Annotated in this window: 3 protein-coding genes; 2 read left to right on the top strand and 1 reads right to left on the bottom strand. The window is 64.8% G+C overall.

The annotated features are described in order from the left end of the window. Positions 1-18: 18 nt before the first annotated feature. Entirely contained in the window at positions 19-972 is a 954-nt protein-coding gene (locus tag ACF8R4_RS11550; protein ID WP_164524860.1) for a siderophore-interacting protein, read from the bottom strand. A gap of 184 nt (positions 973-1156) precedes the next feature. Between ACF8R4_RS11550 and ACF8R4_RS11545 the strand changes: the two genes are divergently transcribed. Both ACF8R4_RS11545 and ACF8R4_RS11540 read left to right on the top strand, forming a co-directional pair. After that, the gene (locus ACF8R4_RS11545; RefSeq protein WP_392492427.1) at positions 1157-15361 is read left to right on the top strand and encodes a non-ribosomal peptide synthase/polyketide synthase; all 14205 of its coding nucleotides are present in this window, start codon (positions 1157-1159) and stop codon (positions 15359-15361) included. Position 15362: 1 nt separating this feature from the next. After that, positions 15363-16940: condensation domain-containing protein (locus tag ACF8R4_RS11540; protein ID WP_392492425.1), on the top strand; the 1578-nt coding region annotated here is incomplete at its 3' end.

Here is a 16940-nt window from a genome sequence, read left to right as displayed (position 1 = left end):
GCCCTCGGCTGTCTCACGTCAATCAAAGGTTCGGCCGGCCCGCCAATACCCCATCAACGTCAGGCATTCTCGCTGCAATCCACGTTCCTTGATCAGGTACCGGCGTATCTCCATCACCGTCGCCGATTCCCCCGCCACCCAGGCGTGAAACTCGCTGCTGTCGCTACTGGCCTGTTCCCACAGGATGCGAGTCTCAATATCCACGTCTTCCAGCTTCGCCCGTGGTGCGGCGTGCCCAAGCGGCAGGCTGGCCAGCTCGCGCACGGCGTGCTGCATGGCTTGGCCATGTGCGCAGCTCAGCCGTTCGCGCGGCAGCCAGCGCAGCGCCGTGGCATCGCCATGGCGCAGGCTCAGGCAATCCGCCTCCAGCGGCACCTCGATGAATGCTTGCACCGCCAGCTCGGGCTGGGTGTCAGCCAGTTGCTCCAGGATGCCGGCAATCGCCGGCAGTGCGGTTTCGTCACCTACCAGCAGCACATTGCGCACACCTTGCGGTGGCTTCCATTCATAACCGCCGGGGTCGCCGTCATAGGCCAGGTTGGGCGCGACTATCTGCAAACGGTCACCCACCTGGGCGTGGGTGGCCCAGGCCGAGGCGGGGCCGTTGACACCATGCAGCACGAAGTCGATATCCACCTCCAGCGCCTCACGGCGCAAGGCACGGATGGTGTAGGTGCGCATCGGCGGGCGCTGGGTCGGTGGCAGGGCACTGTGCGCGGCCTTCCAGTGCAGGTCGTTGTTCAGGCTGGGCGGTGAGCCGTCGGGGGCGGGAAACAGCAGCTTGACCCGTTGGTCTGGGGCCAGGGTGGTCATTTCAGCAACCTCCGGGCCGGTGAATACCAGCCGGGTGAGCGAAGGGCTGAGCGCGATCCGCCGCTTCAGCTGGACATTGAAGATTCGATAGCTGGGGTGTTTGCCGGGGAGCGCTTGAGTGACCCGCTTGCGCAGGTTGTTGGCCAGGGTGGAGAGCATCGCGAGGGCCGCCTTCTGGAGGATGGGTATGACGTTCAGACGAGTCGCCCACCCGGTGATTTAAGCGCGCAGCCTGGGCTGCCGGCGGTGGCCGGGGCTTTGGCTAAATCAGCTCGCGGCTGTTTCGTCTTTGAGGGATGACTGGGCCCTGTGGTCCCGCTTCCTATCGCTAAGGACGCATTGCATGAATGCCGAAAACTCGTTGAAACTCGCTCGCCGCTTTATCGAACTGCCGCCGGAGAAACGCCGTTTGTTCCTGGCCGGGCTAAAGGCAGAGGGCGTCGATTTTTCCTTGTTTCCGATCCCTGCCGATGTTGCCTGCGATGACCGCGATGGGTTGTCCTACGCCCAGCGGCGTATGTCGTTTCTCTGGCAGCTGGACCCCCAGGGCGCTGCCTACAACCTGCCCATGGCTGTGCGCCTGAAGGGCAAGCTCGACCGCCAGGCCCTGCAGCAAGCGTTCGATCGCCTGGTTGCGCGCCACGAGAGCCTGCGTACGCGCCTGCGTACCCAGGGTGAGCATCTGTACCAGGAGGTCCTCGCTGCCGAGGCCGTTGCCATCGTCGAGCACGACCTCACCGCCCTGGCAGCGGCGCAACGCGAGGCCCGTGTCGCGTCACTGGCCGAAGGCCAGGCGCAGGCACCTTTCAACCTGCTGCAAGGGCCGCTGTTGCGCGTGAACCTGCTGCAACTGGCTACCGACGAGCACGTGCTGCTGCTCACCCTGCACCACATCGTGGCCGATGGCTGGTCGCTGAACGTGCTGATCGATGAGTTCGTGCGCTTGTACGATGCTGCCTGTCAGGGCAGCGAAGCGACCCTGCCGGCGCTGCCCATCCAGTACCGCGATTATGCGCTGTGGCAACGCAGCTGGCTGGAAGCCGGTGAGCAGGCGCGACAGCTGAGCTACTGGCGCGAGAAACTGGGCGATGATCATGCCGTGCTTGAGCTGCCGCTCGACCATCCCCGTGTCGGCGCACCGAGCCATCGCGGTGCGCGGCGCGAGTTGCAGGTCGACCCCGCGCTTGCCGAGCGTCTCAGGGCGTTGGCCAGCGCCCAAGGGGTTACCCTGTTCATGGTGCTGCTGGCATCGTTCAAGCTGCTGCTGCAACGCTACAGTGGCCAGCGCGCCATCCGCGTCGGCGTTCCGGTCGCCAACCGCCACCGTACCGAAGTAGAAGGCTTGATCGGTTGCTTCATCAACACCCAGGTGCTGCATACCGATATCGACCCGCTCATGGATGTGAGCCAGCTACTCGGCCGGGTCAAAGACACCGCCCTGGGCGCCCAGGCGCACCAGGACCTGCCGTTCGAGCGCCTGGTCGAGGCGCTCGAACTGGATCGCAGCAGCGCGCAAAGCCCGTTGTTCCAGGTGCTGTTCAACCACCAGGCGGCCATCGCCGACGCCGGTCAGGTCCGCCTTGGCAGTGGGCTGACGCTGGAAAAAGTCGCCCTGGACAAGCACAGCGCTCGCTTCGACCTTTCCCTGGACACCTATGAAAGCGCCGGGCGTCTGCACGCGGTGTTCACCTATGCGCTGGATGTCTTCGAAGAAGCCACGATCATCGGTTTCGGTGAGGACTGGTTGCGACTGCTCGACGGGCTGACCCAATCGCCCTCCACTGCGGTCGGCGAGCTGCCCTTGGCGACCCAGGCGGTACAGCCGCTGGAACCGCAAGCTGCCGGGGCGCAAACGCCCGGCCTGTGCGTTCATCACCTGATCGAAACGGCCGCCAACCTCAACCTGCAAGGCCTTGCAGCGAGCGGCGACGCCGGTCGAATCAGCTATGCCACCTTGCAGGCACGCTCGGATGCCCTGGCCCACGCACTGCTGGCGCGTGGCGTACAGCTGGATCAGCGGGTCGGCGTGGTGGCCGACCGATCCTGCGAGATGCTCATCGGCATCCTGGCCGTGCTCAAGGCCGGTGCCGCCTACCTGCCGCTGGACCCTGACCAGCCCCAGGCGCGCATCGACTTCATGCTTGCCGACAGCGAGGTCAAATGGGTAGTGGGCCGAGCGGGGCAGATCAGCTTGCCTGAAGGCGTCACAGCGATTGACGTGGCGGGCGACTACCCGTCAGCGTCGGCGCCCAAGGTGGCGGTCCATGCCGACAACCTTGCCTATGTCATCTACACCTCCGGCACCACCGGCAAGCCCAAGGGCGTCGCGGTCAGCCATGGCGCCTTGGTCAACTACGTGCGCGGCGTCAGCCAACGCCTGCCCATGGACCAGATCGCCAACCTGGCGATGGTCACCACGCCGACGGCCGACCTTGGCCACACCATGCTGTTCGGTGCACTGTGCTACGGCAAGACCCTGCACATGCTGCCCAAGGAGACCGTGCTCGATGCCCAGGTCTTCGCCGCCTACCTGCAGGCGCATGCCATCGATGCACTGAAGATCGTCCCCTCGCACTTGCAGGCCATGCTCGCCGCAGGTGCCGAAGCCTTGCCACGGCGCTGCCTGGTGGTCGGGGGCGAAGCGTGTACTGCGGCGCTTCTGGGCCGCATCAAGACCTTGGCGCCCGACCTCGAGGTGATCAACCACTATGGTCCCACCGAGACAACGGTCGGCGTCCTTACCCATGCCCTGCAGGATCGACCGGTGCTCGGCCAGCCGCTGGAAAACCTGCGCGCCCATGCGCTGGACAGCTGCCTTCAGCCCGTGCCCGGCAAGGCCAGGGGGGAGCTCTATATCGCCGGTGCAGGGCTTGCGCGTGGCTACCTGGGCCAGGCGGCGCTGACCGCCGAGCGCTTCGTGCCCGACCCCTGCGGCACCGAGGGTGCGAGGATGTACCGTACCGGCGACTGGGTACGCCTGAACGCTGACGGCGAATGCATGTTTGCCGGGCGCATCGATGGCCAGGTGAAGATTCGCGGTTACCGCGTCGAACTGGCCGAGATCGATGCCTGTCTGCGGCAGTTGCCGGGAATCGAAAGCGCCGTTGTGCGCGTGGTTGGCGAAGACGCCGATCGGCAGCTGGCCGCCTACCTGGTCCCGCAGCACTGGGCTGCGCAGGACGAAGCCCGTCAAGCAGTCGTCGACGGTGTCCGGGCCGCGTTGAAGCTCGCCCTGCCTGAGCATCTGGTGCCGCATTACCTGATGCTGCTGGAGCATCTGCCGGTAACCCTCAACGGCAAGGTCGACGTCAAGGCATTGCCTGAGCCGGTCGCCGTCACAGCCCTTTACCGGGCTCCCGAGACCGCACTGCAGATGCAGGTCGCGGCCATTTGGGCCGACGTGTTGCAACAATCCCGGGTCGGCCTCGACGACAATTTCTTCGCCTTGGGTGGCCATTCGCTGCTGGCCACTCAGGTGGTCTCGCGGATCAGGCAGCAACTGCGCCTGGACGTGGCCTTGCGGGTGCTGTTCGACACTGCCGACCTGTCCGGTTTCGTCGAGGCGCTGCAGGGGCTGGAGCAGGTCGCCGGGGGCGAGATCCAGGTGCTGGACCGGACGGTGCCGCTGCAGGTTTCGCACGCCCAGTATCGCCAGTGGATGTTCTGGAAGCTGCACCCGCAAAGCACCGCCTACAACACCCCCCTGGCCATCCGCTTGCAAGGCCAGGTGGACCGGGCCGCGTTGCAGGCCGCGTTCGATGCGCTGGTGATGCGCCATGAATCCCTGCGCACGGTCTTCGAAGAGCATGACGGCATCCCCCGGCAGCGCATACTGCCCGCAGCGTCGCCGTGCATCGAGTACCATGACCTCAGCACTGCCGACGGCCGGGCGCTGCAGCAGTGCCTACAGGACGAGGCGCTTACGCCCTTCGACCTCGAGCAGGGGCCACTGATTCGGGTCAAGCTGTTCCAGGGTGGCTCGCACGAGCAGGTGCTGACCGTGCTGTTGCACCACATCGTCTCGGACGGCTGGTCCATGAGCGTCATGGTCCGCGAGCTGGCTGCCGTCTACAACGCCCACACCACCGGGCAGTCGCTCGAGCGCCAGGCGCTGGCGGTGCAGTACGCCGATTACGCCGCCTGGCAGCGCGAACGCCTGGCCTCGGGCGAGCTGCAGGCCCAGCTGGCATTCTGGAAAACCACGCTGGAAGACGATTTTTCAGTCCTCGAACTGCCTGCCGACCGTATTCGCCCTCAGGTCCAGAGCTATCGCGGCGGGCGCGTGGATATACTCCTGCCTGCCGCGCTCACCGCCGATCTGCAGCGTCTGGCGGTTGCTGCCAATGCCACGCTGTTCCATGTGTTCCTGGCCTCGTTCGCACTGCTGCTGTCGCGCTACAGCGGGCGCGAAACGCTCAACATCGGCATGCCGGTGACCAACCGTAATCGCCTTGAGCTGGAAGGGCTGATCGGTTTCTTCGTCAACACACTGGTCGCTCGCGTGGCGGTCGATCCGTTGCAGTCCTTCAGGCACTTGTTGCTGGCGGTCAAAGAGACCACCCTGCAGGCTCAGGCGAACAAGGACATCCCCTTCGATGTGCTGGTGGAAGCGCTCAAACCCGAGCGGGGGTTGGGCCACAACCCACTGTTCCAGGTCATGTACAACCACCTGAGCGACCTTGGCGAGCGGGTCTCCGGCGACAGCGTGCAAGGGTTGCGTGTCGAGGAGGTCGACCTGGTCGAACACACCACGCAGTTCGACCTGTCGCTGGACACCCTCGAACGCAGCGATGGTGTGATCGCTTCCTTTGGCTATGCATCGGACCTGTTCGACGTCGAGCGTATCGAACGCCTGGCATCGGTCTGGGTCAACCTGCTGGGCGCCCTGGCCAAGGACGCGGCATTGCCGGTGGCCGAGCTGCCTTTGCTGTCGGCTGCCCAGCACACGCTGGCACTCGAAGCCGTCGACCCGGCCCCCTTGCGTTTCGCCGAAGGCCTCGGTGTGCATCAGCTGTTCGAGGCGCAGGTTCTGCGCGCACCGGAGGCTACGGCGCTGGTCCTTGATGATCAGGCACTGACGTATCAGGCACTCAACCGCCGCGCCAACCAGTTGGCCCACAAGCTGCGCGAGCTTGGCGTGGGGCCTGAGGTGCGTGTTGGCATCGCCGTGGAACGCAGCCTGGACATGGTGGTAGGCCTGCTTGGCATTCTCAAGGCCGGTGGTGCCTACGTGCCGCTCGACCCGCAATACCCGCAGGAGCGCCTGCGCTTCATGATGCAGGACAGCGGTGTTCACCTGCTCCTGACCCAGCCCCACCTGGTACCGATGCTGCCGGTTTCCACAACGGTGACCTGCCTTGAAATGCAGGCGGGTGAGCAGTGGCTGGGCAACTACAGTACGGCCAACCCGGTGAGCCTGACCGTCCCCGACAACCTGGCCTATGTGATCTACACCTCCGGGTCCACCGGCAAGCCCAAAGGTGTGGCCATCGCTCATCGGGAGCTGTCGGTGTTCTGCAGCGTGGCGGCTGACTATTCGCGGCTCGATGCCAGTGATCGGGTGCTGCAGTTCGCCACGGTCAACTTCGACGGCTTTGTCGAGCAGCTTTACCCGGCCTTGTGTTGCGGTGCCCGGGTCGTCATGCGCGGCTCGCAGCTGTGGGACATCGAAACCCTCAAGCAGGCCATCGTCACCCACGGCATCACCGTGGCGGACCTGACCACCGCCTACTGGCGCATGCTGGCGGCGGAAAAGCTGCCCGCCGGCGCCTGCGCATCGCTGCGTCAGGTGCACGTGGGCGGTGAAGCCATGCCGATGGAAAGCCTTGGCGACTGGTACGCCAGCGGATTGCAGCAGGCACGTCTGCTCAATACCTATGGGCCTACCGAGGCGACCGTGGTAACCACTGTTCAGGACTGTGCAGGCTTGGAGCCGGGTGCCGGTGGCAAGGCCATCGTGCCGATCGGGCGGGCGGTGGGCGGCAGGGTGACCTATGTCTGTGACGATGGCCTTGTCCTGGCCCCGGCCGGTTGGGTGAACGAACTGCTGATCGGTGGTCGCGGCTGCCTCGCCCGTGGCTATTTCAACCGCCCGGCGCTGACCGCCGAGCGTTTCATTCCCGACCCGTTCGACCCGGTCGGCGGCGGCCGTCTGTACCGTACCGGTGATCTGGCAAGCGCGCGTGTCGAGGGTGTTCTCGACTATGTCGGTCGCATCGACCATCAAGTCAAGATTCGCGGCCTGCGCATCGAACTGGGCGAGATCGAAGCGCGACTGCAAGAGCATGCCAGGGTGCGTGAAGCACAGGTCATCGACATCGACGGGCCCACCGGCAAGCAACTGGTCGCCTATCTGGTAATCGAGGGCGGTGTTGAGCCGCAGGATGCGCTGCGTGAAAACCTGTCAAGCCACCTCAAGGCTGCATTGCCGGACTACATGGTTCCGGCGCACCTGATGTTCCTCGGCCAATTGCCGCTGACGCCGAACGGCAAGCTGGACCGCAAGGCACTGCCAAGGCCTGACCTGAGCCTCGACCAGCCTGCCTACGTGCCCGCTCGCAGCGAACGCGAAAAACAGATTGCAGCCATCTGGGCCCAGGTCCTCAAGGTTGAACGCATCGGCCTGACCGACCATTTCTTCGAACTGGGCGGGCATTCGTTGCTGGCTACCCAGGTCACCTCGCGCATTCGCCAGGTACTGGGCCTGGAAATACCCCTGCGCACGCTTTTCGAAGCCCCGGTGCTGGCTGATTTCGTTGCCTTGACAGGGCAGGGCACGCACGCGCCTGCCCTGGCGTTGCAGCCGGTCGACCGCACGCAGCCGTTGGCCTTGTCTTATGCCCAGCAGCGGCAGTGGTTCTTCTGGCAGATGGCCCCTGAAAGTACCGCCTACAACATGGCCACGGTCCTGCGACTGCGCGGCGAGCTGGATGTCGAGGCACTGCGCCTGAGTTTCGAAGCGCTGATCGCGCGGCACGAGACCCTGCGTACCACCTTCCGCCAGGCCGGTGACCAAGCCCTGCAGGTGATCCACCCGGCGCAGCCGTTCAGCCTGGCCTGCGAAGGGGTCGAACCGTGCGAGGGAGACGAACAGGCCGCGCTGCTCAAGCGCCTGGTCGAGGCAGAGACGCAACGCCCCTTCGATTTGGAGCACGGGCCGTTGTTGCGCGTGAAACTGTTGCGCGTGACCGAGGATGACCATGTCCTCGTACTGACCTTGCACCATATCGTCTCCGATGGCTGGTCGATGCCGGTGATGGTCGATGAACTGGTGCAGTTGTACCAAGGGCTGCGCAACGGGCAGGCGGCGCAGTTGCCTGCGCTGCCTGTCCAGTACGCCGACTACGCCGTATGGCAGCGCCAGTGGATGGAGGCCGGTGAGCGTGAGCGCCAGCTGGCCTACTGGAAGGCCCAGCTGGGCGACCGGCAGCCGGTGCTCGAACTGCCCGGTGATCGCCCGCGCCCGGCCAACCAGGACTTCGCCGGCGCCAGTTTCGCCATCGACCTGGACCGCGACCTCGTGCACGCGCTCAAGGCATTGGCCCAGCAGCAGGGCGTCAGCCTGTTCATGCTGCTGTTGGCCAGCTTCCAGACCCTGTTGCACCGCTATTCGGGGCAGGACGACATTCGCGTTGGGGTGCCGATCGCTAACCGTAACCGCCTGGAAACCGAGCGCCTGATTGGCTTCTTCGTCAATACCCAGGTGCTCAAGGCCGAGTTCGACCTGCACACCACCTTCAGCCAGCTGCTTGAGCAAACGCGTCAGACGGCCCTGGCGGCCCAGGCTCATCAGGATCTGCCGTTCGAGCAGTTGGTCGAGGCGCTGCACCCTGAGCGGAGCCTGAGCCACAGCCCCCTGTTCCAGGCGCTCTACAATCACCAGACCGAACAGCGGGGGCAGGTGCGCAGCCTGCCCGGGCTGGAAGTTCAAGGCATGGCCTGGGAGCGCTATACCGCACAGTTCGACCTCACCCTTGATACCTTCGAGCATGCCGAGGGGCTGGGCGCTTCGCTGGTCTACGCCACCGCGCTGTTCGACCGCCCGCGCATCGAGGCGCTGGCGCAGCATTGGTGCAACCTGCTGGCCGACATCGTGCGTCAACCCCATCAGCGTGTCGCCGAACTGGCGATGCTGGGCAGGCAGGAGCGTGAGCAACTGTTGGCAAGGTGGGACCAGACTGGCGACGACCATCCGGACGACCGTTTCGTCCATCAACTGTTCGCAGACCAGGTTGCCCGCACCCCCGAAGCCATCGCGATCCGCTTCGACGATCAACGCCTGAGCTACCGCCAACTCGATGCGCAGGCCAATCGCCTGGCGCACCGCTTGATCGAGCAAGGCGTCGGCCCGGAGGTCAGGGTGGTCATCGCCATGCGCCGCTCCACCGACATCATGGTGGCGTTCATGGCGGTGCTCAAGGCCGGTGGCGTGTATGTACCGCTGGACATCGCCTATCCGCAGGACCGCCTGCGCTACATGATGCAGGACTGCGCTGCGGCCTTGGTGCTGACGCAGAGCGATGTGCTGGGCACGCTGCCAATCCCGCACGGGTTGCCGACGCTGGCGGTGGACCTGCCGGCCACCTGGCAACAAGGCCCGGACACGGCGCCCGAGGTGGCGCTGTCAAAGCACAACCTTGCCTATGTGATCTACACCTCGGGTTCGACCGGCATGCCCAAGGGTGTCGCAGTGGCGCACGGGCCTCTGGCCTCGCACATTCTGGCCAACGGTGAACGCTATGAAACCGGCCCGCAGGATTGCGAGTTGCACTTCATGTCCTTCGCCTTCGATGGCGCCCATGAGGCCTGGATGCACCTGCTGATCAACGGCGCCAGTGTGCTGGTGCGTGACGACAGCCTGTGGCTGCCCGAGCAGGCCTACGCCGAGATGCACCGGCATGGCGTGACCATTGCCGTGTTCCCGCCGGTCTATCTGCAACAGCTGGCCGAGCATGCCCTGCGGGTGGGCAACCCGCCACCGGTGCGCATTTATTGCTTCGGTGGTGATGCCGTACCGCAAGCTGGATACGAGCTGGCCTGGCAGGCCCTGCGCCCGCAATACATCTTCAACGGCTACGGGCCGACCGAAACGGTGGTCACACCGTTGCTCTGGAGCGCGTCGCCAGGCGATACCTGCGGCGCGGCCTACGCGCCTATCGGCCGCCTGGTCGGGCGCCGCCGCAGTTATGTCCTCGATGCCAGCCTCAACCTGGTGCCGTTGGGGCACAGTGGCGAACTGTTCCTTGGCGGGCTCTGCCTGGCGCGTGGCTATCTCGACCGCCCAGGCCTGACCGCCGAGCGCTTCGTCCCCGACCCGTTCGCCGCGAACGGCGAGCGCGTCTACCGCAGCGGTGACCTGACCCGCACACGCGCCGACGGTCTGGTTGACTACCTGGGGCGCATCGACCATCAGGTCAAGATCCGCGGTTTCCGTATCGAGCTTGGCGAGATCGAGGCGCGGTTGCAGGATCACCCGGCGGTGCGCGAAAGTGTGGTCATCGACATCCAGGGCCCAGGCGGCAAGCAGCTCGCCGCGTATTTGGTCAGTGCGGATGTGCAGCTTGACGACCTGCCGGGGCAAAGCCTGCTGCGCAGCGAACTGCGCGATCACCTCAAGGCGACCTTGCCGGACTACATGGTGCCCACGCACCTGGTGTTCCTCGACACGTTGCCGCTCACGCCCAATGGCAAGCTGGACCGCAAGGGCCTGCCAGCGCCTGACGTCACTCAGCTGCAGCAAGTGTACGTGGCACCTCGAAACGCGCTGGAGCAGACCATCGCCGGGATCTGGGCGGATGTTCTGAAAGTCGACAAGGTGGGGCTGTCCGACAACTTCTTCGAACTGGGTGGCGATTCCATCATGTCGATCCAGGTGGTCAGCCGCGCGCGTCAGGCGGGTATCCACTTCACCCCCAAAGAGCTGTTCCAGCACCAGACCGTCCAAGGACTGGCCTCGGTCGCCAGGCAAGGGGACGAAGGCGGATTGCTGATCGAGCAGAAGGCTGCCACTGGCCAGACCCTGCTGCTGCCGATCCAGCAATCGTTCTTCGAGCAGGACATTGCCCAGCGCCACCACTGGAACCAGGCGCTGTTGCTCAAGGCAGGTCAGGCGTTCGACAGCCAGGCACTGGAGCAAGCGCTTCAGGCCCTGGTGATCCACCATGACGCGCTGCGCCTGCGCTTCGATTGTGCAGCGGGTGAATGGACGGCTCGTTATGGTTCGCCAGAGCCACAGCAAGGTCTGCTGTGGCAGGCTGCTGTGGCGGATGCCGAGGCGCTTGAAGCGTTGTGCAATGACGTCCAGGGTAGCCTTGACCTGCAGCGCGGCCCGTTGCTGCGGGCATTGCTGGCAACCCTCGCGGATGGCAGCCAGCGCGTGTTGCTGGCGATCCATCACCTGGTGGTGGACGGGGTGTCCTGGCGCGTGCTGCTGGAAGACCTGCAAACCGCCTACCGCCAGTTGCACGCCGGCCAGCCAGTCGACCTGCCAGCCAAGACCAGCGCGACCCAGGCGTGGGCTGCGCACTTGCAGCGCTACGCTCGCAGCGAAACGCTGCAGGCGCAGCTGGCTTACTGGCAGGCGCAACTCGGCCAGGCTGATGCCGACCTGCCTTGCGACAACCCGGGTGGCTCGTTGCATGGCATGCATGTCGGCACCGCCCGCACCCGTCTTGACTCGGCCAGTACCCGGCAACTGCTGCAACAGGCACCTGCTGCCTACCGTACGCAGATCAACGACTTGCTGCTGACCGCACTGGCCCGCGTCATCGCACGCTGGACCCAGCGCAGCGACGTGCTCGTGCAACTGGAGGGGCATGGCCGCGAAGCGTTGTTCGATACCATTGATCTGACGCGGACCGTGGGTTGGTTCACCAGCGTGTTCCCGGTGCGACTGAGCCCAGAGCAGACGCTTGATGCGTCGATCAAGCGGATCAAGGAACAGCTACGGTCGATCCCGGACAAAGGCATTGGCTACGGTGCCCTGCGCTACCTGGGCGATGAGCAGGCCCGCGCGGCGCTCGCGCAGTTGCCGAACCCCCGCATCACCTTCAACTACCTGGGGCAGTTCGACGGCAGCTTCGCGCCGGGCTCGGACGCCGATGCGTCGGCGTTCCTGGTGCCTGCTGGCGAAAGCGCCGGCGCCAGCCAGAGCAGCGAAGCGCCGCTGGACAACTGGTTGTCGATCAATGGCCAGGTCTATGCCGGTGAGCTGAACCTTGAGTGGACCTTCAGCCGCGACATGTTCAACGTTGACACGGTGCAGCGCCTGGCCGACCAGTTCGCTGCCGAGCTCAAGGCGATTGTCGAGCATTGCCTGGCGGATACCCACGCAGGTTTGACGCCTTCGGATGTTCCGCTGGCCGGGCTGACCCAGGCCCAACTGGACAGTCTGCCTGTTCCGGCGGCGCAGATCGAAGATCTTTATCCCCTTGCGCCCATGCAGCAGGGCATGCTGTTCCACAGCCTGTTCGAGCAAGGCGGGGGGCATTACATCAACCAGATGCGCGTCGACGTCAAAGGGCTCGACGTGCCACGCTTCAGGCTCGCCTGGCAGGCCGCTGTCGATCGCCATGAGGTGCTCAGGGCCAACTTCGTGACCTGCTTCCAGCACCCGCTGCAGGTCATTCGCAGGCAGCTCGAATTGCCGTTCACGTACCTGGACTGGGCCGGCATCGCCGAGCAGGGTGCGGCTCTGGACAGCTGGGCCGAAGCGGATCTGCGCAAGGGCTTCGACCTGCAGCATGACCCCCTGCTGCGCCTGGCGGTTATCCGCACCAGTGAAGCATCGTGCTATCTGGTCTTCACCAGCCATCACATTCTGATGGATGGCTGGAGCAATGCGCAGTTGCTCGCGGAGGTGCTCCAGGCGTATGCCGGGGTGCCGAACGGTGGGCTGCCGGGCCGCTATCGCGATTACATCGAATGGTTGCAGCGCCAGGATGCCCGGCAAGCTCAGGCTTTCTGGCAGCAGCAGGTGCATGACCTGAACGAGCCTACGCGCCTGGCACTGGCCATGCGTCAGGACAAGGCCCGCCTGGGTACCGGCTACGGTGAACACCAGCAGCGCTTGAGCGAGCAGCAGACGCAGTCGCTGGCTGCTTTTGCCCGGCAGCAGCGGGTGACCGTCAATACCTTGGTGCAAGCGGCGTGGCTGCTGCTTCTGCAGCGTTACACCGGGCAATCGTGCGTGAGCTTCGGTGCGACGGTATCCGGTCGCCCGGCGGAGCTGCGCGGTGTGGAGCAACAGCTGGGGCTGTTCATCAACACGCTGCCGGTGGTCGCCAACCCGCGTCCGCAGCAGCGGGTGGCAGAATGGGTGCAGCAACTGCAGGCGCAGAACCTGGCGCTGCGCGAATACGAACACAGCCCCTTGTACGACATCCAGCGCTGGGCCGGATCGGGTGGGGAAGGGCTGTTCGATACCTTGCTGGTGTTCGAGAACTACCCGGTCGGCGATGCGCTGCAGCAGAGCGCACCCGCCGGGCTCGTGTTCGGCAACGTGCACGGGCATGAACAGTCGAGCGTGCCGCTGACCTTGGCGATTGGCGCAGGTACGCACCTGTCGGTGCACTACAGCTACGACCGCCAGTGTTTCACGCAAGAAAGCATCGCGCAGATCGCCCGCCACTTCGGCACGCTGTTGCAGGCGCTGGTCAGTGGTGCAGATCAGAGGCTGGGTGACCTGGCAATGACGACCGAGGGCGAGGACCTGCAAGACCTCGTTCATCGACACGGTGATGCCTTGTCGCTTTCGGACGCGCCTTGTGTACACCTGTTGATCGAAGCGCAGGCCGCTCGCACGCCGAATGCCACCGCGCTGATTTTCGGCGACCAACACCTGACCTATCAGCAGCTCAACCGGCGTGCCAACCAGTTGGCGCACCACCTTCGCGAACGCGGGGTGGGCCCGGATGTACTGGTAGGGGTTGCACTCGAGCGCAGCCAGGAGATGGTGATCGGTCTGCTTGCGATCTTGAAGGCAGGCGGTGCGTATGTGCCGCTGGACCCTCTCTACCCCCGTGATCGCCTGGCCTACATGATGCAGGACAGTCAGGCTCGTCTGTTGCTGTCCCAGGCTTCGCTGGCGGATCGCTTGCCGCAGGGCGGGGCGGCCGAAGTCTTGCTGCTTGACCGGTTGCAGCTGCGAGACGACGCTGATGGGCATCTGGACAATGTCACCGCGCCGGGCAACCTGGCACTGAGCATCTACACCTCGGGATCCACAGGGCTGCCCAAAGGTGTGCTGATCGAGCACCGCAATGTCACGGCGCTGATCGGCTGGGCGCGCACGGTCTACACCACGCAGGACCTGCAAGGCGTGCTGGCATCGACGTCCATCTGTTTCGACCTGTCGGTATGGGAGCTGTTTGTCACGCTGGCTGCGGGTGGCTACGCGGTGCTCGCGCAGAATGCGCTGGAACTGCCCTACCTGGCGGCACGAGAACGCGTACGCCTGGTCAATACCGTGCCCTCGGCCATCAAGGCGCTGCTCGACGCCGGTTCGCTGCCTGCGAGCGTGCGCATTGTCAACCTGGCAGGCGAACCCTTGCGGCAGCCAGTGGTGGACAGGCTCTATGCACTGGGCCACGTGGAGCATGTCTACGACCTGTACGGGCCGTCCGAAGACACCACCTATTCCACCTGGACCCGCCGTGAGTCCGGTGGGCGAGCCAATATTGGCCGGCCTATCGCGAACACGACAGCGTACACGCTGGACATCAATGGTAAATCCATGCCGTCCGGGGTTGCGGGCGAGCTCTGCCTTACCGGTGCCGGTCTTGCCCGGGGCTACCTGGGGCGTGCGGCACTGACCGCGGAGAAATTCCTGCCTGATCCTTTCGACACTTCCGAGCATGGCGGAGGCCGTCTGTACCGGACCGGTGATCTGGCGTCCTATCGCAACGACGGCATGATCGAGTACATCGGGCGTATCGATCATCAGGTGAAGATCCGTGGTTTCCGCATCGAGCTGGGCGAGATCGAACTCAAGCTGCTTGCGCATCCCGCCATTCGCGAAGCGGTGGTGATCGATAGCGAAGGCCCGGGTGGGCGGCAACTGGTCGCGTACCTTGTGGCTGATGCGTGCATGCAGTCGCTTCGCGACACCCTGCGTGAGTATCTGAAGGCCATGCTCCCGGAATACATGGTCCCGGCGCACTTCGTCGCGCTGGACGCTCTGCCACTGACCCCCAATGGCAAGTTGGACCGCAAAGCCCTGCCTGCACCGGATGCAAACACGCTTCAGCAAGGTTTCGTGGCGCCTTGCAGCGAACTTGAAGTGCAGGTGGCAGCGATCTGGGCCGATGTGCTGAAGCTTGAAAGGGTCGGCATGAACGACAACTTCTTCGAGCTGGGCGGACATTCGCTGCTGGCAGTCCAGGCGACCCAGCGCGTGCAGTTGCTGCTGGGGCTGGAGGTGCCGCTTTCGGCCCTGTTCAGTGCCGGGCGACTTGCGGACTACGTGGCGACGATGGCTGAGCTGGCGCCTGCCAGCCCAGCGGATGTCGATGAGTTGAGTGATTTCCTGGCAGAACTGGAGAGTGTTTGAAATGACGGCCCAGAACATCGACCTGGTTAAACGGTTTCTGCATCTGCCACTGGAGCAGCGCAAGCAATTCTTTGAAAAGATGCAGTCCAAGGGCATGAGCTTCGCTCGGCTGCCGATCCCGCGGATACGGGACGAATGGGGGCCCATCGGGTTGTCGTATGCCCAGCAGCGCCAGTGGTTCCTTTGGCAGTTCGAGCCCGAAAGCGCGGCCTACAACATCAGCATGGCCCTGCGTTTCAGGGGCGCATTGGACCCCGCGCTTCTGCAGCGTAGCCTTGAAGACCTGGTGCACCGCCACGAAAGCCTGCGCACCGCTTTTGCCCAGGACGGCGACCAGCCTGTCCAGGTCATTGAACCGAGTGTGCGGGTGGACATTGTGCAGGAGCCCTTTGCAGCGGCACCCGACGCTGATTTTGCCGAGCGCCTTGAACGTCGCATCGAAGAAGAGGCCGGCCAGCCTTTCGACCTGGGGCAGGCGCCGCTGTGGCGGGTAAGGCTGCTGCAGGTGAACGAGGCCGACCATGTGCTGATCCTGGTCATGCACCATATCGTCTCCGATGGCTGGTCGATGCCGATACTGCTGGACGAGTGGATCCGCAGTTACGAGGGGCATCGCCTTGGCCAGCCGGCGTCGTTGCCGGAACTGCCGATCCAGTATGCCGACTATGCCATCTGGCAGCGCCGGTGCATGGAAGCGGGTGAGCTGGCGCGTCAGCTGGCGTACTGGGAGGCCGAGCTGGGGGGGGAGCAGCCGGTGCTGGAACTGCCGATCGACCGTCCTCGCCCGGCCGTGCAGAGCCGGGCAGGTGCAAGCCTGGATATCAGCCTGGACGACACACTGTGTGCCGGCCTCAAGCAGCTGGCGCGTGATCGGGGCGTGACCGTGTTCATGCTCCTGCTGGCCAGCTACCAGACCTTGCTGCACCGCTACAGCGGGCAGAACGATATCCGTGTCGGCATACCCACGGCCAACCGCAATCGAATGGAGACCGAAGGCCTGATCGGCTTTTTCGTCAACACCCAGGTACTCAAGGCGGACTTCGACCTGGGGATGACCTTCACTGAACTGCTTGAGCAGACTCAGCGACGCGTCTCGGGTGCCCAGGCCCATCAGGACCTGCCGTTCGAGCAGCTGGTCGAAGCCTTGCAGCCAGAGCGCAGCCTCAGCCATAGCCCGTTGTTCCAGGTCATGTTCAATCACCGGACTGAAGCGCGCGGGCAGGGTCGGCAGCTGCCTGGCTTGGCTGTCGAGACCCTGAACTGGGAACGCGGGACAGCGCAGTTTGACCTGACGCTGGAGACCGTGGAGCACGAGGCAGGGATTGCAGTGTCGCTGACCTACGCAACCGCGCTGTTCGACGAAGCCACCATCGCCCAGCTTGCCGGGCACTGGCAGGGCCTGTTGGCCGCCATCGTCGCCCAGCCGCAGCAGCGCATCGCCGAGTTGCCGCTGTTGAATGCCGCGCAGCAGCAACAGGTGGTCTACGACTGGAACCGCACCCACGCCGACTACCCGCTGGAGCAGTGCCTGCAGCAACTGATCGAGGCGCAAGTCGCCGCCACCCCGGACGCGCCCGCG

The organism is Pseudomonas sp. FYR_2 (genome assembly GCF_043106425.1).
Lineage (GTDB): Bacteria > Pseudomonadota > Gammaproteobacteria > Pseudomonadales > Pseudomonadaceae > Aquipseudomonas > Aquipseudomonas monteilii.
The sequence above is the reverse complement of the archived record's forward strand: the minus strand, read 5'-3'. Positions and strand labels throughout refer to the sequence as shown.